The organism is Deinococcus aquatilis DSM 23025 (genome assembly GCF_000378445.1).
Classification (GTDB): Bacteria; Deinococcota; Deinococci; order Deinococcales; family Deinococcaceae; genus Deinococcus; species Deinococcus aquatilis.
The window spans coordinates 1-20,206 of sequence record NZ_KB899711.1 but is presented as its reverse complement, the minus strand read 5'-3'; the positions used below and the strand labels follow the sequence as shown (position 1 = coordinate 20,206).

The window sequence follows — 20,206 nt, the reverse complement described above, 5'->3', positions numbered from 1 at the left end:
ATATCTGACGTCCCACTCTCCATACTCTGTGACTACTACAGATCACCAAATTCGGTTACAGCGCGTGCCAGAGCGTCGGTGGTGGTGGCCTGATGGCCTGCCCAGGTCAGCCAGAGGGTATACAGAGCGCGTTCGGCAGCCATCAAGGCGGCCTTGACGCCGGGGGTGGCCTCGTCGCCCGCTGCGGCAAGTGCCAGGGTCAGGTGCAGTTTGGCGTGCAGGTAACGGTTTTGCTCGGTGCGGCAACTGTCGTAGACGTACACCACGCCTTCCCAGCTCGGAGCAAAAGATTGCCAGATCAGGTGGGTCACGGCCTCGTGGCTGCCAATGCACAGTTGGGCAGCAGGGATGCCGTCAGGAGTCAGCAGTTGGCGCTCAAAGCAGTGCTGGGCAGCCAATCCACTCACATCGCTGTCTACACTGGCACGGAAGCGGGCCTGAATGACGCTGCGGGCGGAGTCTCTGGCCGTGGTGTCACGCGGAGTGTAGGACATAGTGAGCTTAGTATATTCTGTTTTGGGCTAAGTTTGATGGGAACGGAATTGCGCCCACATCTGCCCAACCCACGCTAACCTGAGCCGTGGTCAGTTCTCCTCCTCTGCGCGTGCTGGTGGCTGGAAATACCAACGCCGAGCTTCTTTTGCAAACGCCCGTTCTGCCTCTGCCGGATGCCGAGAACACGGCCTATCCGCACGGCCTCACGCTGGGGGTCAGCGGGGTGGGATTCAACACGGCGCACGCTCTGGCGCAGCTGGGGGCCGAGGCTGGCCTCTTCACTTTTGCCGCAAACGATCCCGCCGGAGAGGTGGCGCGTGTGGCGCTGGCCCGCGCTGGCATTCGCTCGTGGGTGCAGGAAGTCCCTGGTACGCCTCTGTCGTTGGTGCTTTCGGGGCCAGATGGAGGGCGACAGATTCACCGCGACCTCAAAGGAACAGAGCATCTGGAGGCCGACCCGGAGGCTTTCCGAGCAGCCCTAGCCGGAGCCGAGGTCGCCGTGCTGACCAACGTGGGCTGGACGCGCCCGCTGTTGCCCCTGGCACGGGCGGCGGGCGTACAGATCGTGACAGATTTACAGGCGACTCCCGGCCCCGCGCACCCTTACGACCAAGTGTTTTTAACCTGCGCCGATGTCCTCTTCCTGAGTGCCGAGTGCCTGACTCTGCCTCCCCTGAACGCTCTGCTGGCCTACCGCGAAAGGTGTGACCCGGCGATTCTCGTGATTTCGCTGGGGGCGGGCGGAGCGCTGATGTCGGAACGGGGGCAGCCTCCACACCACCAGCCCGCAGTACCAACCCGTCCCGTGACTTCCACCAATGGTGCAGGAGACGCGCTGCTGTCGGCCTTCGTGTGGGCTTTCTTTGGCGGGCGATCTGCGCGGGAAGCGTTGCGGCTGGCCTGTACGTTCGCGTCCTGGAAGTGTGGTGGAGTGGGCGGCGCGGCAGGCCATCTGTCTGGAAAAGAACTGTCGGAGCTGTGCCGGACGGGCTAACGTGCCCTGTGACTGCCCACACCCTCCCCCCCTCCGCTGACCTGACCGCCGCACAGCAAGACGTAACCGAGCGGGCGGCGCAGGCCATCACCCAGCATGCCGCCGAGTGCGAGGCCGCGCAGGACGTGACCACTGGCGCTGCCGAGGCACTGCGTGGCAGCGGATACACCCGCCTGACTCTGCCCACCGCAGAGGGCGGCTTGGGCGCGACCCTCACGCAATTTGCAGCGGCTCAGGCCACCCTGGGCGAGGCGGGCGCGGGGCTGGCCCTGATTCTGGCAATGCATGGGCACATCGTGGGCGCGGCGTTTCAGGGACGTACCCTGCCGGACGACCTGCTGAACGCGTTGGCCGAGGCCAGCCGTGCCGGAAAACTGGTGAACGCCCTCGCCAGCGAGCCGGAACTGGGTAGCCCTTCCCGTGGAGGCTTGCCGCGCACTGCCGCCACCCCCGACCCTGCCCACGGCTGGCGCATCAGCGGGCGAAAAACATGGGCCACCGGAGCGCGGGCGCTGGATTTTGCGCTGGTGAATGCCGCCACCCCAGACGGACAGGTCGGGCGCTTCTGGCTGGATCTGAAGGCGGCGGGCGTGACGATAGAGCCGACCTGGACGGGCGCACTGGCTCTGCGCGGCAGCGGCAGCCACGACGTGGTATTTGAAGGCGCGGCGGCGCAGTTGCACGCGCCTCCCAGCGGCGGTCATCCCGCCAGCGCCGCGTGGTTCTGGACCGCCATCGCCGCAACCTATCTGGGGGTTGGATTTGCCGCCCTGAACGCCCTGACCGCCTATGCCCGCCAACGCACCCCCACCGCGCTGGGTGCGCCGATTGCCACCCTGCCCCGCGTACAGGAACAGGTGGGCCGAATCGCCGCCGACCTGCAAGCCGCCCGCACCCTGCTGCACACTGCCGCGCAGCACTGGGACGCCCACCCCGGCAGCGACGCTGTGCCCCTGATCGGTGCGGCCAAAGCCTATGCCACCAATGCCGCCGTGAGCGCTACCGATCTGGCGGTCAGAACGGCGGGCGGCGGCGCACTGACTCCGGCCCTGCCGCTGGAACGTCTGCTCAGAGATGCCCGAGCTGGTCTGACCCACCCGCCCAGCGATGAGGCGGCATACACGGCGTACGGCCTGAGTTTGCTGGGTGAATAAAGGTGTACCCGCTCTTCCGTGACCCTGATTCTCTGCTCCCCTGAGTCAGCCGCACTTGCTCCCGCCAGAACATCAGCAAACGATCAAGGCCCGCGCAGGCTTCCCCCAAGACCGGAGTGTGCTCTGGGTGCCCACAATCTGCCGCCGCGCCCGCTAGCGTGAGGCATGTTCAAGGCCACTGCATCTTCTCGCCCTGCCTCCCGTCCTCGCCGTGCCCGCACTGCCGCGCTGATGCTGGGGGCCGTGTCTCTGCCCCTGCTGATTGCCGCCTGTTCTCCCCAGAACGCACAGGGAACCCTGAACCGGGTCGTTTCTACCCGTGGACTGGTGACCAAAACAGACCAGCGCTACGGCCCCGACGCCCGCAACGTACTGGACGTATATTCCCCGGAAGGAGCGACCAACGCGCCCGTCGTGCTATTTATTCATGGCGGCTCCTGGGAGGGCGGCGACAAGGAAGGCCATAAGTTTGCAGGCGAATCCCTGGCCCGCGCCGGGTACGTCACGGGCGTGATGAATTACCGCCTCGCGCCCACCAACCGCTACCCCAGCTACGTGCAGGACGCCGCCGCTGCCCTGAAATGGCTACGCGACAATGCCAAATCGGTGGGGGGCAACCCCAACAACCTGTTTGTGATGGGCCACTCGGCGGGCGGGTTCAATGCCGTGGAAATGGTGGACAACGAGCGCTGGCTGCGTGAGGTGGGGGTACCGATTGCCAGCGTGCGCGGCGTGATCGGCATTGCCGGGCCATACTCGTACGACTTCCGCGACTTCCCCAGTGCGCGTGCCTTCCCAGTGGGCGGCAACCCCGAAGACATCATGCCTGACCGCCATGTCCGCAAAGACGCGCCCCCGCACCTGCTGCTGGTGGCCGAAAACGATACCGTGGTGTACCCCATGAACGCCGTCAATATGGAAGCGGCCCTGAAAGCAGCAGGCATTCCCGTCACGCGCAACGTGATTCCCCGCGTGAACCATGTGACGATCATGGCGGCCGTGGCGCGGCCCCTGACCTTTCTAGGCAACACCCGTCAGCAGGCCATCGACTTTATCGAAAAATACCGGGTGCGCTGAGGTACAGGGACACTGAGGGCAGGGGTTCGGAGGGCGGCAAAAACATCTCAGCGAACTCCGGACAGCCAGACCCTAGAGCATTTGACATAATAAGAAGATGAACAAGCGGGTAGGCGCACGTGGGTACAGCCTGGACCTTCGAGAACGAATTGTGGCAGCTGCGCGGAAAGAACAGAACGATCAGCAGGTGGCCGAAACGTTTGGAGTTGATGTCCGAACCGTCCGGTTATATATGAAGAAGCACGAGGCAGGTACGCTCTCACAGGTCAAGCGCCCGACTGGGCGTCGCCCGAGAGTGCAGCGTAAGCATGAGCAGGTCCTCCTCCAGCAACTGGAGGAGGACCTGGACGCGACCCTGGAGGAACATGCCCGCCGGTTGGAAGACAACACTGGGCTCAAGATCAGCTACCGAACGGTGGATCGGGTCTTCCGGCGACATGGCATCACCTCCAAAAAAAACGCGGGTCGCCGCCGAACGGAATGAGGAACTGCTGACGCAGTTCCTGAATGACCGCCATGCCCTACCTTCAGACACCGGTCCGGCTGGTCTTTCTGGATGAAAGTGGCTTCAATACAGCGATGACTCGGGGGTATGGTCGCGCGCACCGGACACAGCGCGCGGTCTGTTCGGTGCCCCGCAACTGGGGACGGAATCAAACGCTCGTGTGCGCGTTGCAGGCCAGTGGTCCCTTTGCCCCACTGATCTTGGAGGGCGCGGTGAACGGCGTGAGTTTCGAGTGGTACGTACGCGAACTCCTGTGCCTAGCCTTAACCCCTGGACAAGTGGTGGTGCTGGACAACCTCTCGGCACATCACCGTGCGTCCGTTCGGACGCACATTGAAGCCAGGGGTTGTGTCGTGCTGTTCTTGCCCCCCTATAGCCCTGACTTCAATCCCATCGAACAGATGTTTTCCAAAGTCAAAGCCCGCGTTCGCGCGGGTGAGTGGCGAGAAGTTCCAGCACTGCTTCAGGGGATTTCGGATGCCCTTGATGCCGTTTCTTGACGAGATGTCTTTGGCTGGTTCACTCACGTCTTCCCTGACATCTTCTTATGTCAAATGCTCTAGACCGTTACGCCCGCCTGCGGCTGAGGCACCAGCTGACGCCAACTCTGCACATTGCCGACCTGTACGGTCACAAATCGTTCCAGTGCCCGCCACAGCGCCGCCCGCTGCTCGGTGGGCACGGGCGCTTCTATGCTGGCACGCACGCTGCGGCGCACGGCGTAGCGCACAAAATCCAGCGCTTCCGGTGGGTAGGCGGGCAGGCTGGCGCAGTTGCCGCACAGCAGTTGGCCTGCCAGGGGATCGGGGTGGGCGGGCTGATCTGCGCCGCAACGGGCACAGCGGGCCGTCTGCGCCACGAATCCGGCGAGGCCCAGCAGTTTGAAGCCCATCACCAAAGCCACCCATTCCGGGTCAGGCTGATGCGAGATGCCGCGCAGCGCCCCAGCAAAAAGCTCAAAAGCCTGCTCGGTAAATTCGCCTTCCTGAAAGAGAGCGTCGGCCAATTCCGCCATCAGGTGGGCAAAGGCGTAGCGCTCCGGCTCGGCCAGTTTGGGCAGTGCGCCTTCCAGTACCGCCTGCTGCACACTGGCAAGGTCAGACTGGGGCGTCTGGTAAATCTGAATGCCCACATGATGAAACAGGTTCAGGCGGCTGGCGAGTGGCCCGCGCACGCCTCCCCGCGCAATGGCTTTGAGTTTGCCCTGCGGCGTCAGCAGGGTCACGATAATGTCGCCCGCAGGCGTGACCCGGCGGCGAATGACGATGCCGCTGCGGTTGGCGGTTCTAGACCTCACCCGCTCAGTCTAGTGCGGCGGCGGCGGCACAACGGGGCGAGGGGGCACGGTTGGAGCGGCAATGCGGCGCGGACTGGCCGAACTGGGAGGTAAAAAGGGGGTTTTGTAGTGCCCAAGCCCACCTTCCGGCCCCCAAAACACCGTTTAAACTGCACGTCATGAAGGATCACCGCCCCCAAGAACACAGCGTGCGCGATCTGCTGCGCGAACTGTTTCCCGAAACGCACCGGGAACTGTTCGGGCACGAGGCCGACGCGACCCACCCGGCCCCGCCGCCCCTCACACTGGGCCTCTATCCGGTGGCTGACGGGCGGCTGGCACTGGTACAGGGCGACCAACTGGCTGAATTTACGCCCCTGGACCCCAAAGCCCGCAACGCCCTGCACTGCGACCTGTGCCACTACACCCGCTCGCGCACCGAGGCGGCGCTATACCGCGTACACGTAGCCGCCCGCCGCACCCGCTACGTCACGCTGTGCACCGGCACCCAATCCTGTCAGCAACGCGCCGGACGCCGTGGCCTGGAGCGCCTTGCTGACCGCATTTTTCCCATTGAACCCATCACGGCAGACGAACGCTGACCGGCGTAAGCGCAACAGCAATGAACCAAGAAAACGGCAAGCCGGGTCAGGGACTGATCTCAGTCCTGTTCTCTAGGCTGACAGGATGGAAGCGTTCTGGTCTGAACTCAGGTTGATGCAGGGGCTGCTGGCGGCCTTCGTACTCAGCAGCGCCATCGGCTGGGAGCGCGAAAGCCGCAACCGCAGCGCGGGCCTCCGCACCCATATTCTGGTGGGTGTCAGTGCCGCGCTGTTCGTGGTGTTGGGCGAATCTCTGGTCAACAGTTTTGCCAAAGAAGACAATCAGGTGCGCTTCGACCTGATCGGCATTCTGGGTGCAGTGGTCAGTGGCGTCAGTTTTCTAGGCGCAGGGGCCATCTTCTCGGATCGGCACGGTGAGGGAGCCAAAGGGCTGACCACAGCGGCGGGACTTCTTGCCACAGCGGGCGTGGGCGTGGCGTGCGGCCTCCATCTGTATGTCCTGGCTACCGGGGCCACCCTGTTGTTTTTGCTGACGCTGGGCGTGCTGTGGCGAGTTTCGGAGTGGGAAAACAAGCGAAATCACAAGGGCGAACAGGATGAAAGCCCAGAAAGGAAACGGGAGGAAGAGAACGGCTGAAGCGTTGGGAAGGTTGCCTCTCCCTCACTCGAAGTTTCCAAGTCTCTCACATTTGCCCCTTGCTCCTGCCCGCCAGATTGTATACAGTATCCACAATGAGCCTGCCAGCAGGAAATCTGTCCGCCCTGTCTTTCGCACGCCCGACGCTGGTACGCGACGGGGTGTATGACCATCTGCGCCGCGCTGTACTGGACGGCGATCTGTTGCCAGGAGAGCGGCTGGGAGAAGTGGAACTGGGCGAGAAACTGGGAGTCAGCCGCACTCCTATTCGGGAAGCCCTGATGCGGCTGGTGCAGGACGGATTGCTGGTGGCCGAAGCCAACAAGGGCGTGCGCGTCAGGACGGTAACGGCGGCAGAGGCCCGTGACGCCTACGTGGTGCGCGAGGAACTGGACGGGCTGGCCGCAGCTCTGGCCGCCGCACAGCACACCCCCGCCGACGCCGACGCGCTGCGGGCCGCACTGGATGACCTGAATGCTGCCTCAGACGGCGAGTACCGCACCCAGACCCGGCTTGATCTGGCCTTCCACCGCGCCATCACGCAGGGCGCACGCAACGGGGCACTGATCGACCTTGCCCGTGACCTAGAACAGCGTGTGGCCCTGATCAAACATCAGACCCGCACCTACAATGCCCACCCAGAAACGGCGGCCCAGCACGCCGCGATCCTCAAAGCCATTTTGGCCCGCGATGCGGATGGGGCCAGAGTTGCCGCCCGCCTGCACGTCCGAACCTTCGCCGACCTCGTCATGCAAAACCTTGGAGAACTCACATGATTGACCAGCTCTACCGCAAAGCCGTTCTGACCGTTTCGGGCCAGAAGCAGATCGAATCCCTGGTGCGTTCGCGGGGTTGGAGCGTGGCCCAGCGCTTCGTGGCGGGCGAGAGTGCCCAGACCGCGCTGGCTGCCGTGGGGGAACTGGCCGCCGACGGCATCCTCAGCAACCTCGATTTGCTGGGTGAATTCGTGGCCTCGCCCGAAAAGGCCAACGAATTCGCGGCCCAGGTGCTGCATCTGCTGGATGCTGCCCATGCTGAGGGCATCAAGCCCTACGTGAGCGTCAAACTCAGCAGTGTGGGGCAGGGCCAGACCGCGGACGGCCAGGATCTGGGCCTGACCAACGCCCGCCGCATCGTGGGCAAGGCCAAGGAATACGGCGGCTTCGTGTGCCTCGACATGGAAGACCACCCCCGCGTGGATCAGACTCTGGAGCAATTCCGCGTGCTGGTGGGCGAATTTGGGGCGCAGCATGTGGGAACGGTGCTGCAGAGCTACCTGTACCGCGCCGAAGCTGACCGCAGCAGCCTTGATGATCTGCGCCCCAACCTCCGCATTGTGAAAGGCGCGTATCTGGAACCCGAATCGGTGGCGATGCCCGCGAAGGCCGACGTGGACGCCAATTACCGCAAGCTGGTCTACGCCCACATGAAGGCCGGAAACTACGTGAATGTCGCCACGCACGACGAAAGCATCATCGCCGACGTGCAGCACTTCGTGTTGGCGCACGGCATCTCCAAAGACGCGTTTGAATTCCAGATGTTGTACGGCATTCGCCGCGACCTGCAAAAAGAACTGGCCGCGCAGGGCTACCGTGTCCGGGCCTATATCCCCTATGGCCGCGACTGGTACGCCTATTTCAGCCGCCGCATCGCCGAGCGCCCGGCAAACGTGATGTTTGTTTTGCGCGGCATGCTGAAGGGGTGAGGTTCGGGGAAGTCCAAGGGTCAAGTGTCTGAGAAAGGCGAAGGCTGTGCTAGACGGTGATTCTAAGCGCCCTGCCCACCCAGAAACCCACTACCCTTGACCCTGAGACCCTTCGACACACCCACAAGCCATCTCAACCGACTTTCTTGGTCGTCAAACCCACCCAGAACCTGACCGCCCCAGCACCTTAGACCCTTGACCCTCAGACCCTTAGACCCAACGCAGGAGCCACCATGCTGAAAATCCAAGAGTACCGCCCCGAATCCTTCATCGACTTTACGCAGGCCGACAATGTGGCCGCCTATCAGGCCGCACTGGAAAAGGTTCGCGCCGAACTGGTGGGCAAGCACTACCCGCTGATCATTGACGGCGTGCGCGTGGACACCGCTGAAAAGCTGGAATCCATCAACCCCTGCGATACGTCCGAGATTGTGGGCAGCACGGCCAAAGCCACCGTTGACGATGCACAGAAGGCACTGGACGGCGCGTGGAAGGCGTTCGAGTCGTGGAAAAAGTGGACGCCCGACGCCCGCGCCCGCATTCTGCTGAAGGCCAGCGCCCTGTTGAAGCAGCGCCGTCTGGAAGCCTGCGCCCTGATGAGCATCGAAGTGGGCAAAAACTACGCCGAGGCCGATGTGGAAGTGGCCGAAGCGATTGATTTCCTGGAATATTACGCCCGCAGCGCCATGAAATATTCGGGCTTCGGGGCCGCCGAAACCACCTGGTATGCAGGCGAGGAAAACGGGCTGATGTTTATGCCCATCGGCGTGGGCGTCAGCATCAGCCCGTGGAACTTTCCCTGTGCGATCTATCTGGGCATGCTGGCCGCGCCCATCGTGGCGGGCAACTGCGTGATCGCCAAACCCGCCGAAGATTCGGGCCTGATCGCCGGATTCGTCACCGACATCATGCTGGAAGCGGGCCTGCCTGCCGGGGTGCTGCAATTCCTGCCCGGTGTGGGCGAGGAAGTGGGCGAGTACCTGACCACGCACGCCAAAACGCGCTTTATCACCTTCACGGGGTCGCGCGGCGTGGGCCTGCACATCAATGAGGTGGCCGCCAAGGTGCAACCCGGCCAGAAGTGGATCAAGAAGGTCATTCTGGAACTCGGCGGCAAAGACGGCATGATCGTGGACGAAACGGCAGACATCGAAGTTGCCGTAACCGCCGCTGTGCAGGGCGCGTTCGGCTTCAACGGCCAGAAGTGCAGCGCCATGAGCCGCCTGATCGTGGTGGACAGCGTGTATGACGAAGTGGTCGGCCAGTTTGTAGAACGCGCCGCCAAACTGAAGGTCGGTACGGGCGAAGACAACGCCAACGTCACAGCGGTGGTTAACGAGGAATCCTTCGAGAAGATCGGCAAATACATCGGCATCGGCAAGGGCGAGGCAAAGCTGTTGCTGGGCGGCGAAACTCCCGGCGAATACGGCGGCAAGCAGGGTTACTACGTGCAGCCCACCATCTTCGGAGACGTGCCCGCCGACGCCCGCATCGCGCAGGAAGAAATCTTCGGGCCAGTCATCTCGGTCATCCGCGCCCGCGACTGGCAGGACGCGCTGGACATCGCCAATTCCACCGAATACGGCCTGACCGGGGGCGTGTGCAGCCGTGACCGCGCCCGTTTGGAGCAGGCCAGAGACGAGTTCGAGGCCGGAAATCTGTACTTCAACCGCAAAATTACGGGGGCCATCGTGGGCGTGCAGCCCTTTGGCGGCTATAACATGAGCGGCACCGACAGCAAGGCGGGCGGCCCGGATTACCTCGCCAACTTTATGCAGCTCAAAACGGTGACTGAGCGCTGGTAAGGCTGCTCTAACCCTCATAGCCTTGCGCCCCGGCTTTGACCTGTATCAACAGGCAAGAGCCGGGGCGCTGGCCTTGAACCGACTTTGAACTCCCCCCTCTTCCGCGCTCCTCTGTGACAAAAATCAACCTGATGGAGCGCACCTGTAAGTTTTTATAAACTGAGTTCAATTCTGTCTAGACAAATCTGGCTGTCCTACTGACCTGCGGCATAGCATCCGGCCCAAGTTCTACAGAATTTCTGGTTCCCTCACTTACGCTTCCGGTGTTACCGGGCGTTTGTCTGGGCTTTTTCTTTTTTCCCGTGCCCCGCACAAGGAGAAGTCTGATGTCACTGAACCGCGCCCTGCTTGCTGCCACCCTCGCTCTGTCTCTGGCCGCCTGCTCTCAGCAGACTGCCGTGACACCAGAAGCCAGCACACCCGACCTCGCCACCACCGGAAACTATCTGGTGGGCTTCAAGGAAAATCCCCTGAGCGCTCAGAGGCTGGACGCGCAGGCGTTGCAGGCTCAGGCCACGCTCCAGGCTCAGGCGATTCAGGCCGCTGGGGGCACTTTGGAGCAGCAGTGGGCCGACATCAGCGCCGCCGCTGTGCGGTTGTCGCCCTCAGCTCTGGCGGCACTCAAGGCCAATCCGAGCGTGGAATACGTGGAGCTGGAAGCTGTGCATCATGCACTGGGCGGGCCAAGTGGCAGCCTGACACGCGAGGGCAGTACAGGTCTGTCTGCTCAGTCTCTCAGGGCACAGGCCGTTTTCAATCCCAGCGGTGAATACACGTGGGGCGACAACGCCCTCAGAGTGCCGCAGTTGCGAACATCCAACTACACGGGCGCAGGCGTGGCCGTGTGCGTGGGCGATACAGGCATCGACGCCACCCACCCCGAATTTGCAGGCAAGCTGAAGGGCTACAAGAACTTTGTGACCACCGAGGCCAACCGCGAAGACCCCTACAAACTCAATGATGTGGAGGGACACGGTACACACGTTTCGGGTACGATTTTTGCCCAGTACGGCGCGGGCACGGGCGCGGGGGCCAAGCAGCCCGGTATGGACGCGAACGGCGTGGTAGGCGTTGCCACCGGAGTCAATCTGTACATGGCCCGCGTGCTGGGCAACGATGGAACGGGCGGCAATGCTGGCATCATCAACGGCGTGAACTGGTGCGCTTCCAAGCTGACCTCGCAGGGCGGCACCGAGAGCAAGGTCATTATCAGCCTCTCTCTGGGTGGGGGCCGCGCCAGCCAGACCGAGCAGCGGGCCTACACTGCCGCCTACAACAAGGGCGCGTTGATCGTGGCAGCCACAGGCAACGACGGCGCAGCGGTGTCTTACCCGGCGGCCTACACCAACGTGGTGGGCGTGGGTGCCATCGACGCCGACAAGGCCAAGGCCAGCTTCAGCAACTTCGGCACGCAGGTCGATCTGGTCGGCCCCGGCGTCAGTGTTCTCAGCAGCGTTCCGTTGGGCAAAGGCACCGCCGCCACCGTTTCGGCACTGGGCCGCAGCTTTACCGACGTTTCGAGCGCCGACCTGAGCGGCAAAGGCACCGTGACGGGGACAGTCGTGCTGGCAGGCGGCACCAACAACGAATTCTGCGGGACCACCGCCAGCAATCCAGCCCTCAGCGGCAAAATTGCCCTGATCCAGCGCGGCACCTGCACCTTCGAGGAAAAGACGGCCAACGCTGTGCGGAGCGGCGCAACCGGCGTCATCGTGTACAACAACGCGGCAGGCATTCTGGGCATAGGCCTGACCAATGCCTACAGCGTGCCCGTCGTGGGCATCACGCAGGCCGATGGCGCGGCCCTCAAGGCTGGCCTCCCCACCAGTGCGGCCCTATCGGTAACAGGCGCGGATTACGCCTACTTCGACGGCACCAGCATGGCAACGCCTCACGTCAGTGCCGCCGCCGCCGTGGTATGGGCCGCCAAACCCACCCTGACCAACACTGCACTCCTCAACCTCCTGACCTCCACTGCCACCGATCTGGGCACGGCAGGCAAAGACAACAACTTCGGGTACGGACTGGTCAACCCACTGAAGGCCATTACCGGACAATAAAGAGAACAACACAGAAAAGAACAGCCTCTGAACTTGACCGCCCTCCTTTGTGGGGGCGGTTTTTATGTTTTTGTCAGCAACTCATCCACGATCAATGCTCCGCCCAGAATGGCCGGAATGCCGCCGCCCGGATGCACGCCCGTGCCCACCTGCCACAGCCGGGAATGCAGACGGTACGGCTGGGGATGCAGCGGTCCGCCGCGCCATGCCGGATGGCCCAGCCCGTAAATTGCACCGCCGGGATGCCCCCCCACGGCGTAGTGGGCGGGGTCGAACGCTGCTACAGCTGAGGCCGAAGCCAGCAGCCCCGGCACGCTCAAAGTCGTTTCTACCCGTGCCAGTTGCGCCCGCACCCACGGATGATCCGGCGTCAGCGGGCGGGCGGTGGCCGGAGCCGTCAGCAACACCGCCAAGCGCGGGCCATCGGCGTGAACGAGGGCCAGGGTGTCGGGCGGCAAGGCCCCGGCACGCAGGGCGGCGCGGAAAGCTGCAAAGTCAGTGGGAGGCAAGATGCTGGTGGCAGGCAAGGGCACGGCCTCCCGAAAAGCGGCGTAAATTGCCACTCCGCTGACGGTGCGCCGGGGCAGGGGTGAATGCACGGGCACTCCCCGCAAGGCCGCGAGGCGGGCCGGGTCGATGGCGCTGACCAGCAGATCATGCCGGATGACCTCTCCCCCGTCCAGTGTCAGGCTTCCCGAGGCCGAATCCAGCCGCCGGACTGTGCCACTTGACTGTGTGCCGCCCGACTCCGTGCCCCAGAACTGCACGCCCCGCGCCCTGCACAGCAGAATCAACGTATCCAGCAGCACGCCCATGCCACCCGCCGGACGGCAGACATGGCCCGCGATCAGGGCTGGAAGCAGGGCATACAGAGCAGGCGCGTCAGCAGGCGACAGGCCCGCATTCAGGGCGTGGGTTCGCAGGGCGTGGGCCAAAGCCGGATGCACCCGCCGCGCCCGAATCCAGCCCTCTGCCGTGAGGTGCGGCCCGGTGGCCTGGGCCAGGGCTGCACTGGCCCGCAGAAAGGCCGCAGAGGTCAGGCGGGGCGGCGTGGTCAGCAGGGTTTCCAGATGCGGCGCAACCGGAGCCGCCGCCGCGCACACCCGCAGCCAGTCAGCGTGCAGAGGATGACCGGGCGGCACTGGCAGGGGCACTGGGCCAAACGGCGTGTGATGAAGACCCAACCCACCCGGCAGCGGGCGCAAATCCAGCGGGTCTGAAGCTTCACCGAGGCGGGCCAGAAAGCTGCGCCATACGCTGGGGAAAGTAAACAGGCTGGGGCCGGTATCAAAACTCAGACCGCCGACCTCTTTGCGCCGCAGCTTTCCGCCCAAGCGGTCTGATTCGTACACAGTGACGCTGTGCCCCCGCTGAGCCAGCAACGCCGCCAGCACCAATCCCGCCAAGCCGCCGCCGATGATGCCTGTGTCAGAGGTGCCTGTGCCAGAAGTAAAGCGTTGGTCAGGAGTAGGATCAGTGCATCCGGGAAGTGGTGAGTGGTCAGTGGTCAGTGGAAAAGACGTGGGGGCCAGAGAATGTACGGACTTTCCGAATAGATGAACTTTTGAATTGCTGTCGTTCCGGGTTCTATGGCTCATGGCACACAGCTCAGGGCCGCTTTTCCCCTCACCCCTGACGCGCCAGCAGGTACACCAACTGCACGCCCGCCACCGTACCTACCACCCAGGGCGACACGATGCTGAGCGGGTAAAGGCGGGCGGCCTGCTCTGGCGTGGGCGTGCGGGCCAGCGCCAGAGCCATGCCGCCGCACACCGCCCAGAGGGTCAGGGCCACCAGACGGCTTTCATCCCACAGCAGCGCCCCAGCCAGCGCGAACCAGGCCAGAGCGTAGCGGGCTGTGCCTGCCGCGCCCAGCGTGGTCGCTACGGTGCGCGTGCCGCCTTCCCGGTCAGCAGGAATGTCCTGGGCAGCGTCGAAGGCGTGCTTGCCCACCGAATAGGCCATCAGGGCCAGCAGCGGTAGCAGCGGTACAGGCACGCCCAGCACCAGCGCAGGCAAGATCAGTGGGAGGGCGTAGGCCACGTTGCTCAGGCCGTCGAGCACGGGGCGGCCCTTGAAGCGCAGCGGCGGCACCGAGTAGGCCGCAAACAAACCCGCCGACAGCGCCAGGACCAACGATGCGGCAGGCGGCAACAGCCACGCCAGCACCAGCAAAAAAGGCAGATTCACCGCCAGAATGGCCGTCAGCAGCGGCCCCCCTTCTGCGGGCAGCAACCTTGCGCCCTGCCAGCCGCCCTTGCGCCCACTGCGGGCATCTTCGGCCCGGTCAGACAGGTCGTTGAGGCCGTAGATCAGCAGGTTAAAGGGCAGGGTGAAATACAGCAGCAGCGCCCACAGGCCCAGATTGGCACTGTACAGATGGCCGCTGAGCCACAGTCCTGTAACCAGCGTGCCCACGGTATTGACCCACAATGCCGGACGCGACACCGCCAACAGCCGGGTCAGCGGCAGGAGGGCGGGGCGGGGCACAGAACGCAGGCGGGGCACCATATCAGGCCCATTCTAGCGGCGCGGCGTGGGCCAGCCGTCCCGCAACACCTGGCCTGTATCGCCTTTCGAATCCTTTACAGGCGCTAAACTGTAGGGCGATGCGGCTCGTTTCGTTTGTCCAGGTATTGCTGCTGCTGGCGCTGGCGGCCTACCTCCTGCTGGTGGCGCTGGAAAACCCGCAGGTGGTGCGGCTGCCCCTGCCTTTTGGACGCGGAGAGCTGAACCTGCCGGTGGGGGCAGCCGTGGCCCTGTTTCTGATCACCGGGGCCGTGTACGCAGCACTGCTGTTCGTGCCGCCCCTCTGGAATGTACGGGTCAAGCGCAGGCGAGATATCCGCGAACGCTCGGCGCTGGAAAACCGCCTGGCCGCCACCTTGCAGGCCCGCCTGGGAGCCATGACCCCGGCCAACCTGACTCCAACCAATCTGGCTCCGGTCACCTCTGCCGCAGTCACCTCTATCTTGCCCGCTGATTCTGAACAGGCACAGGCGGGAATCCAGCCAGGGACGCAACCATGAGTCCAGTCAAGGTAAAAACAGCGCCCGAACCCCGCTGGCTGCTGGCCCCACCTGCCAGCCGTGAAGAGCTTCTGGATGTGATGCGGGCCTGGCGGGTGTCGCCGCCGCTGGCCCAGGTGCTGCATGGGCGCGGCCTCACCCGCGAATTGCTCGACCCTCCGCTGACACTGACCCCCAATCCAGCCCTCAGAGAAGCGGCGCGGCGCATCGTGAAAGCGGTGGCCGCCAAAAAACGCATCCGCATTCACGGTGACTACGACGCCGACGGCGTCACTGCGACTGCCATTCTGGTTTTAGGGCTGAGGCAGGTGGGGGCCGATGTACACGGCTTCATTCCGCACCGACTGAACGAAGGCTACGGCGTGCATCCAGACCGGGTTGCGGAACACGCCGAAGCTGCCGACCTGCTGGTCACGGTGGACTGCGGCGTCAGCAATGTGGAGGAAGTGCGGGCGCTGCTGGACAGGGGTGTGGACGTGATCGTGACCGACCACCACGCTCCCGGCAAGGAATTTCCGGCAACCCTGGTGGTTCACCCGCAACTGACGGGCGGCTACAACGGGGCGCTGCACAACCTGACTGGTGCGGGCGTGGCGTACCACCTGCTGTGGGCCATCTACACAGAGCTGGGCCTGCCCGAACCGCGTTCCCTCACGGCCCTGGCAACACTGGGCACAGTGGCCGATGTTGCCCCCCTGATCGGGGAAAACCGGGCGCTGGTGCGGGCTGGACTGGAAGAACTGGAGCGCACCGACCATCCCGGCCTGCGTGCGCTAATGGACACCAAACAGGTGCGCCGCCCCACAGCCCGCGACGTGGCTTTTATTCTCGCTCCGCGCATCAATGCCGCCGGACGCCTGGGCGAGGCCGATATCGCGCTGCAACTCCTGACCACCGAGAGCCAGCATGAGGCGGCCACCCTGGCGGCCTATCTGGAAACGCGCAATGCAGATCGGCGCGTGCTGCAGGACAGGATGTTCGAGCAGGCTCTGGCGATTGCCGATCCGTCCGAGCCTGCACTGGTGGTCACGCACGCCGACTGGCACGCGGGCGTGATGGGCATTGTGGCAAGCAAGCTGGTGGAGACCTATCACAAGCCCGTGTACATCATCGCGCAGGGCAAAGGCTCGGTTCGCAGCACCCCCGGCATCAGCGCGGTGCAGGGGCTGCGCGACAGCGAACATCTGCTCAAACGTTACGGCGGGCATCCCGGCGCGGCGGGTTTTTCTATCGCGCCCGAAAATATCGGGGCCTTCCGGGACCGGATTCATGCCTACGCCCGGCGGTTCCCCACGCCTGTGCCGACCTTTTTGCTGGACGCACCCCTGCCTGCACTGGGCGCGACGATGGACTTGGTGGCCGAGGCTGCCAGCTTCGAGCCCTACGGCGAGGGCCACCGCCCACCGCTGTGGCATGTGCGCGATACCCTCACCGACACGCGCCTGGTGGGCAAACGTGGCGACAGCCTGCAATTCCGGGTGGGGCCTCTCAAGGGCGTGAAGTACGGCGAAACCGATGCCGCGCCCGGAAACCGCGACCTCGCCACCCATCTGGTGCTGAACGAATTCCGGGGGAGGGTGAATCTGGAATTGCACGGCCAGGCCCTGCGGTTGCCTGCACTGTTGGGACTGGAAGGCGCGGGCGGCGCGGCGGCCCTTTCTTCCCTCTCCCCCACGCCGCGTCTGGACCCCAGAGAAGCCATGCAGCACCTGAAGTCAGGAGCCAGCGCCTACGCACAGGGTGCAGTGGCCGACTATCTGGGCGGCAATATACCGGGCCTGACCCTGACCCGTCCGGGCGACCCGCATCCCGGCGGCGAACTGATCCTGTACGCCCTGCCCGCCGAGGCCGACCTCAGAATGTGGGTCACGGCGGGGCGAGTCGCCTTTGCCTTTGGCCCCAAGACGCTGGCCGAACTGGAGGGCGCACTGACGCGCCATCACCTCACGCCGCCGCCGCCCAATCCCTTACAGGATGCCATGCAGGATGACGCCCATCTGGAAAGTGCCGCCGACGCCTACCGCCGCTGGCAATGGGCACACCATTACGGCACGCTGGACGATGAAGGCTGGACGGCCAGTGTTCACGCCATGCTGGGACTGGAATTACCAGAAGCGGCGGAACAGGAATTGGCTGTAGCAGACGACTGAACTGATCAGACGGAGACCAAAGAGGGGCTGTCTTCGTAGCTTGCTGGCACGGGCTGCCCCAACGCCAACGCACCCACGAACGCATCAAATTGAACCTTGAGTTGGTCGCGTACCGCTCGCCATCTTTCTAGGCTGCCCCCGCTGGGATCGGTGAAAGGATAGTGCAGGCGACTCGTTTTGCCGGGATACACCGGACAGGCTTCGGCAGCCGAATCGCAGACCGTGATGACGTAATCGAAGTTCTGCGCGTCAGGCACGTCCCACAGCGTTTTGCTGGTATGGGCTTCCAGACTCAGACCGACCTCATTCATCACGGTCTTGGCATCATCCTTGACACGGGTGGCCTCGGTTCCGGCAGAGTGCACCTCCAGGGCAACGCCTAGCCGCCGCGCCACATCACGCGTGAGGGCCTCGGCCATCTGCGAGCGGGCCGAATTGTGGGTACACAGGATCAGAACACGGGTCATATCCCTATCAGCATATCGAATTATCTTGATGCGTCAAGTGAGCAGGCTGGGCAAAAATTTCGGTCAGCAGAGCGCCGCCCAGAGAGAACAGAGGCTCCTGGCGAAGGATGTAATACATGTTCTTGCCCCTCTGTTCGGCCCGCACCAGATGAGCATCCCGCAGAATGCCGAGGTGGTAGGAAACCTTGGACTGCGGCAGGCCCAGCAAGGCTTCCAGATCGCAGACGCAGCGTTCGCCGCCCGCCAGATACCGCACCAGATCAAACCGAATCTCGTGGGAGAGAGCTTTGAGTTGATCGAGGACGGAGGGGAAAACTACGGCAGTCATCCATGCAGTTTAATTGATGGATATTAAGAAGATGGAACACGTAGAGTCGATCTGCTTTGATGGATGCAACTCTGCTCTCTTCGGAATTGATCGAAGTCGGCCCTGAACGCAACCCGTCCGATAAAGAAGCCGGACTGAACCCCAAAACTGTGGGAGTCAGTCCAGCTCACAGATTCGGCTTACAGAACTGCAGACGGGCTTCGCAAGGTGGAGGGCAGGCATCCTCTGTGAGCTGCGGTCAGGAGCTGGAATCCATCTCAGTCCTCGTCTTCATCCTCATCAAAATCTTCCACGTCAAAATCCTCGCCGTCGTCCAGATCGTCCGAATCGGAGTCGCCGTCGTCACGCCAGTCCTTGACAATGGGGGTGCGGCGCACATCCTCGCGGGGGGCGTTGAGGGTGTCCTCGGCGGCCTCTCCACTCAGGACGGCCTGAGCGCGGCGCAAGATCGCCAGGTCGCCCGGCGACTGCTCATAGCGTTCGGCAAGGTAGGCAGCTACCCACGCGCCGAAATACCACAGGCCCAGTTGAGCTGCGTACCCGCCCTCGACGCCCTGAAAGTACGGCACATGCACGACTTCATCAATACGCGAGTCCAGAATTTCACGGGCCACCAGCAGCGCGGGGTCGGCATCGCCCAGAATCAGGGCAATTTTGCCGTCTCCTTTTTCGTGCTGGGCCTCGAACGCGCCCGTCACAAAGGGGAGCGGATCGCCCATGACCGGGATGCTCAGCGTCTTGCCGATGCGGGCCAGGAGGGTCTGCCACGCCTGCGGCAATGCCTCGGCATCTGGAGCAGCCAGCAGCAGCGGCGTGCGGCCCCACAGGCTCCAGGCGAGGTCGCGGGCGGGGTTGTCGTGCTCCACGCTGGGGGCGCACCGGTAGGCCAGATCGGTCAGCAGAGCGTCGGCAGCCTGCGCCTGATCGCCGTGCCCGGTGGCGTGGGCCAAGAATTGCGCAAAATGGTAGGTCGCCAGTGGGCCGCCCGGCACCAGCACATCTATTTCGCTGGCGCTGCCGCCGGTGCTGATGCGGCGCACCTTCGCGCCCGCGACCTCAGCCAACTCCGCGAAGGTGCGGGCGGCGTCTCCAGCATCGGCACTGTCCAGCACAAGCTGCGTGCCAGTCCGGGTAAAGTTCACGGCCACCAACGTTTCGGCCAACTGTACGGCCAGCGTGGCCTCGCCCACCCCGACGATGGCGTACGGGGCTTCCTCGGCGCGGGTCGGGCCAGCGTAACTGCCCGGCAGACGGGCCAGCAGCGCAAACAGATCGTTGTTAGGGGCAGGGGCAGGAGGGATGGTCATACCGACTAGGGTACAGCCAACTCGGGAAGAAGCCGGGGCAGGAGGGCAAGAGGACCGCAGAGCGGGCGCGACCGGAATCCCGGCAGGGCAAAGGCAACCAAAAACACCGTTCAGAACGGGTTTCAGGCCTTCACGCCCCTTTAACCTCGCGTGCTAGAATTCTGCCCGTGTACTTTTGGTCTCGTCTCTATTCCAGTGGACAGCGCTTCCGTGGAAACCGCCCAAACAGAAACGCCGCCTCTGGGGGCGACGTAGCTGGCTTACTGATAGATGGTGCACTCGACAGGACTCGAACCTGTGGCCTTTGGCTTCGGAGGCCAACGCTCTATCCACCTGAGCTACGAGTGCCTAGACGGATTCCGAACCGGAACCCACAAAGCTCAGGTAAAGTAGCACTTTGCATGAAGGAGATCAAGTGAAGAACAAGAAGTTCGTGAACGTCCTGCTGGGCGTTCTGGCATTGATGTTGGTGGTGGGCATGGCCTACCAGTTCACGCCGAACCTCGGCAGCCTGTTTAACCGCCAGACCGGAACGCCTGCCCTGAAGGTCAACGGCGAGACCGTGACCGTGGAAGACCTGGAAGCCCTGAGGCGCGGCAACCCCGTGCTGAGCAGCACCGACACCGGACTGCTGGGCGACGATTTCAAGACCTA

General features: G+C 63.7%; 18 protein-coding genes, 1 tRNA gene and 2 pseudogenes. 13 read left to right on the top strand and 8 right to left on the bottom strand.

Features of this window, described 5'->3' with window-relative positions; genetic code table 11:
* Window positions 1-35: 35 nt before the first annotated feature.
* Window positions 36-494: a hypothetical protein gene (locus F561_RS0111030; protein WP_019010026.1), complete on the bottom strand. Its 459-nt coding sequence runs from the start codon at window positions 492-494 to the stop codon at window positions 36-38.
* A gap of 86 nt (window positions 495-580) precedes the next feature.
* On the opposite strand from F561_RS0111030, the gene F561_RS25285 reads away from it, so the two are divergent.
* From F561_RS25285 to F561_RS27855, 4 genes and pseudogenes are all read left to right on the top strand, one after another.
* Complete coding sequence (locus tag F561_RS25285; protein WP_019010025.1) at window positions 581-1,489, top strand: carbohydrate kinase family protein; 909 nt, start codon at window positions 581-583, stop codon at window positions 1,487-1,489.
* Between the two features lie 8 nt (window positions 1,490-1,497).
* On the top strand, window positions 1,498-2,643 hold the full coding sequence (locus F561_RS0111020; RefSeq protein ID WP_019010024.1) for an acyl-CoA dehydrogenase family protein: 1,146 nt from the start codon (window positions 1,498-1,500) through the stop codon (window positions 2,641-2,643).
* 165 nt (window positions 2,644-2,808) lie between these two features.
* Window positions 2,809-3,720 (top strand): alpha/beta hydrolase, encoded by a 912-nt coding sequence (locus F561_RS0111015; protein WP_019010023.1) that lies wholly within the window; start codon window positions 2,809-2,811, stop codon window positions 3,718-3,720.
* 97 nt (window positions 3,721-3,817) lie between these two features.
* Window positions 3,818-4,725: pseudogene (locus tag F561_RS27855) on the top strand (IS630 family transposase).
* Between the two features lie 59 nt (window positions 4,726-4,784).
* Here the strand turns inward: F561_RS27855 and recO are convergent.
* Window positions 4,785-5,522, bottom strand: a complete 738-nt coding sequence (gene recO / locus F561_RS0111000) for a DNA repair protein RecO (protein ID WP_019010020.1) — start codon at window positions 5,520-5,522, stop codon at window positions 4,785-4,787.
* A gap of 158 nt (window positions 5,523-5,680) precedes the next feature.
* Here recO and F561_RS0110995 point away from each other — a divergent pair, with 158 nt between their 5' ends.
* The 6 genes from F561_RS0110995 (at window position 5,681) to F561_RS0110970 (ending at window position 12,271) form a co-directional block, all read left to right on the top strand.
* Window positions 5,681-6,103, top strand: coding sequence for a hypothetical protein (locus F561_RS0110995; protein WP_019010019.1), 423 nt, complete (start codon window positions 5,681-5,683; stop codon window positions 6,101-6,103).
* 85 nt (window positions 6,104-6,188) lie between these two features.
* Window positions 6,189-6,701 carry an MgtC/SapB family protein gene (locus tag F561_RS0110990; RefSeq protein WP_019010018.1) on the top strand — a complete coding sequence of 171 codons (513 nt, stop codon included), beginning with the start codon at window positions 6,189-6,191 and terminating at the stop codon, window positions 6,699-6,701.
* Between the two features lie 95 nt (window positions 6,702-6,796).
* On the top strand, window positions 6,797-7,477 hold the full coding sequence (locus tag F561_RS0110985; RefSeq protein WP_019010017.1) for a GntR family transcriptional regulator: 681 nt from the start codon (window positions 6,797-6,799) through the stop codon (window positions 7,475-7,477).
* Complete coding sequence (locus F561_RS0110980) at window positions 7,474-8,406, top strand: proline dehydrogenase family protein (RefSeq protein WP_019010016.1); 933 nt, start codon at window positions 7,474-7,476, stop codon at window positions 8,404-8,406. The genes F561_RS0110985 and F561_RS0110980 overlap by 4 nt, the downstream gene beginning before the upstream one ends.
* 233 nt (window positions 8,407-8,639) lie before the next feature.
* Window positions 8,640-10,211 carry an L-glutamate gamma-semialdehyde dehydrogenase gene (gene pruA / locus F561_RS0110975; protein WP_019010015.1) on the top strand — a complete coding sequence of 524 codons (1,572 nt, stop codon included), beginning with the start codon at window positions 8,640-8,642 and terminating at the stop codon, window positions 10,209-10,211.
* Between the two features lie 326 nt (window positions 10,212-10,537).
* Window positions 10,538-12,271, top strand: coding sequence for a S8 family serine peptidase (locus tag F561_RS0110970; protein WP_019010014.1), 1,734 nt, complete (start codon window positions 10,538-10,540; stop codon window positions 12,269-12,271).
* 62 nt (window positions 12,272-12,333) lie between these two features.
* Here F561_RS0110970 and F561_RS0110965 read toward each other — a convergent pair whose 3' ends face one another.
* Window positions 12,334-13,869, bottom strand: a complete 1,536-nt coding sequence (locus tag F561_RS0110965; protein WP_083922405.1) for a phytoene desaturase family protein — start codon at window positions 13,867-13,869, stop codon at window positions 12,334-12,336.
* A 28-nt stretch (window positions 13,870-13,897) separates the two neighbouring features.
* Window positions 13,898-14,782 carry a UbiA family prenyltransferase gene (locus tag F561_RS0110960; RefSeq protein ID WP_019010012.1) on the bottom strand — a complete coding sequence of 295 codons (885 nt, stop codon included), beginning with the start codon at window positions 14,780-14,782 and terminating at the stop codon, window positions 13,898-13,900.
* A gap of 98 nt (window positions 14,783-14,880) precedes the next feature.
* Here F561_RS0110960 and F561_RS25275 point away from each other — a divergent pair, with 98 nt between their 5' ends.
* Together F561_RS25275 and recJ are read left to right on the top strand one after the other, a co-directional pair.
* Complete coding sequence (locus F561_RS25275; protein ID WP_019010011.1) at window positions 14,881-15,300, top strand: LapA family protein; 420 nt, start codon at window positions 14,881-14,883, stop codon at window positions 15,298-15,300.
* On the top strand, window positions 15,297-17,450 hold the full coding sequence (recJ, locus tag F561_RS0110950) for a single-stranded-DNA-specific exonuclease RecJ (protein ID WP_019010010.1): 2,154 nt from the start codon (window positions 15,297-15,299) through the stop codon (window positions 17,448-17,450). Before F561_RS25275 ends, recJ begins: the two co-directional genes overlap by 4 nt.
* Before the next feature lie 5 nt (window positions 17,451-17,455).
* On the opposite strand, the gene F561_RS0110945 is transcribed toward recJ, so the two are convergent.
* From F561_RS0110945 to F561_RS0110930, 4 genes are all read right to left on the bottom strand, one after another.
* A complete protein-coding gene (locus tag F561_RS0110945; RefSeq protein ID WP_019010009.1) occupies window positions 17,456-17,917 on the bottom strand; it encodes an arsenate reductase ArsC in 462 nt (153 codons plus the stop codon).
* A 7-nt stretch (window positions 17,918-17,924) separates the two neighbouring features.
* Window positions 17,925-18,245, bottom strand: coding sequence for an ArsR/SmtB family transcription factor (locus F561_RS0110940; RefSeq protein ID WP_019010008.1), 321 nt, complete (start codon window positions 18,243-18,245; stop codon window positions 17,925-17,927).
* 257 nt (window positions 18,246-18,502) lie between these two features.
* Window positions 18,503-19,552, bottom strand: a complete 1,050-nt coding sequence (locus F561_RS0110935; RefSeq protein WP_019010007.1) for an SIS domain-containing protein — start codon at window positions 19,550-19,552, stop codon at window positions 18,503-18,505.
* Between the two features lie 271 nt (window positions 19,553-19,823).
* Window positions 19,824-19,900, bottom strand: a tRNA-Arg gene (locus F561_RS0110930).
* Window positions 19,901-19,967: 67 nt separating this feature from the next.
* On the opposite strand from F561_RS0110930, the pseudogene F561_RS25270 reads away from it, so the two are divergent.
* Window positions 19,968-20,206 (top strand): annotated as a pseudogene (locus F561_RS25270) (peptidyl-prolyl cis-trans isomerase); the annotation flags it as partial.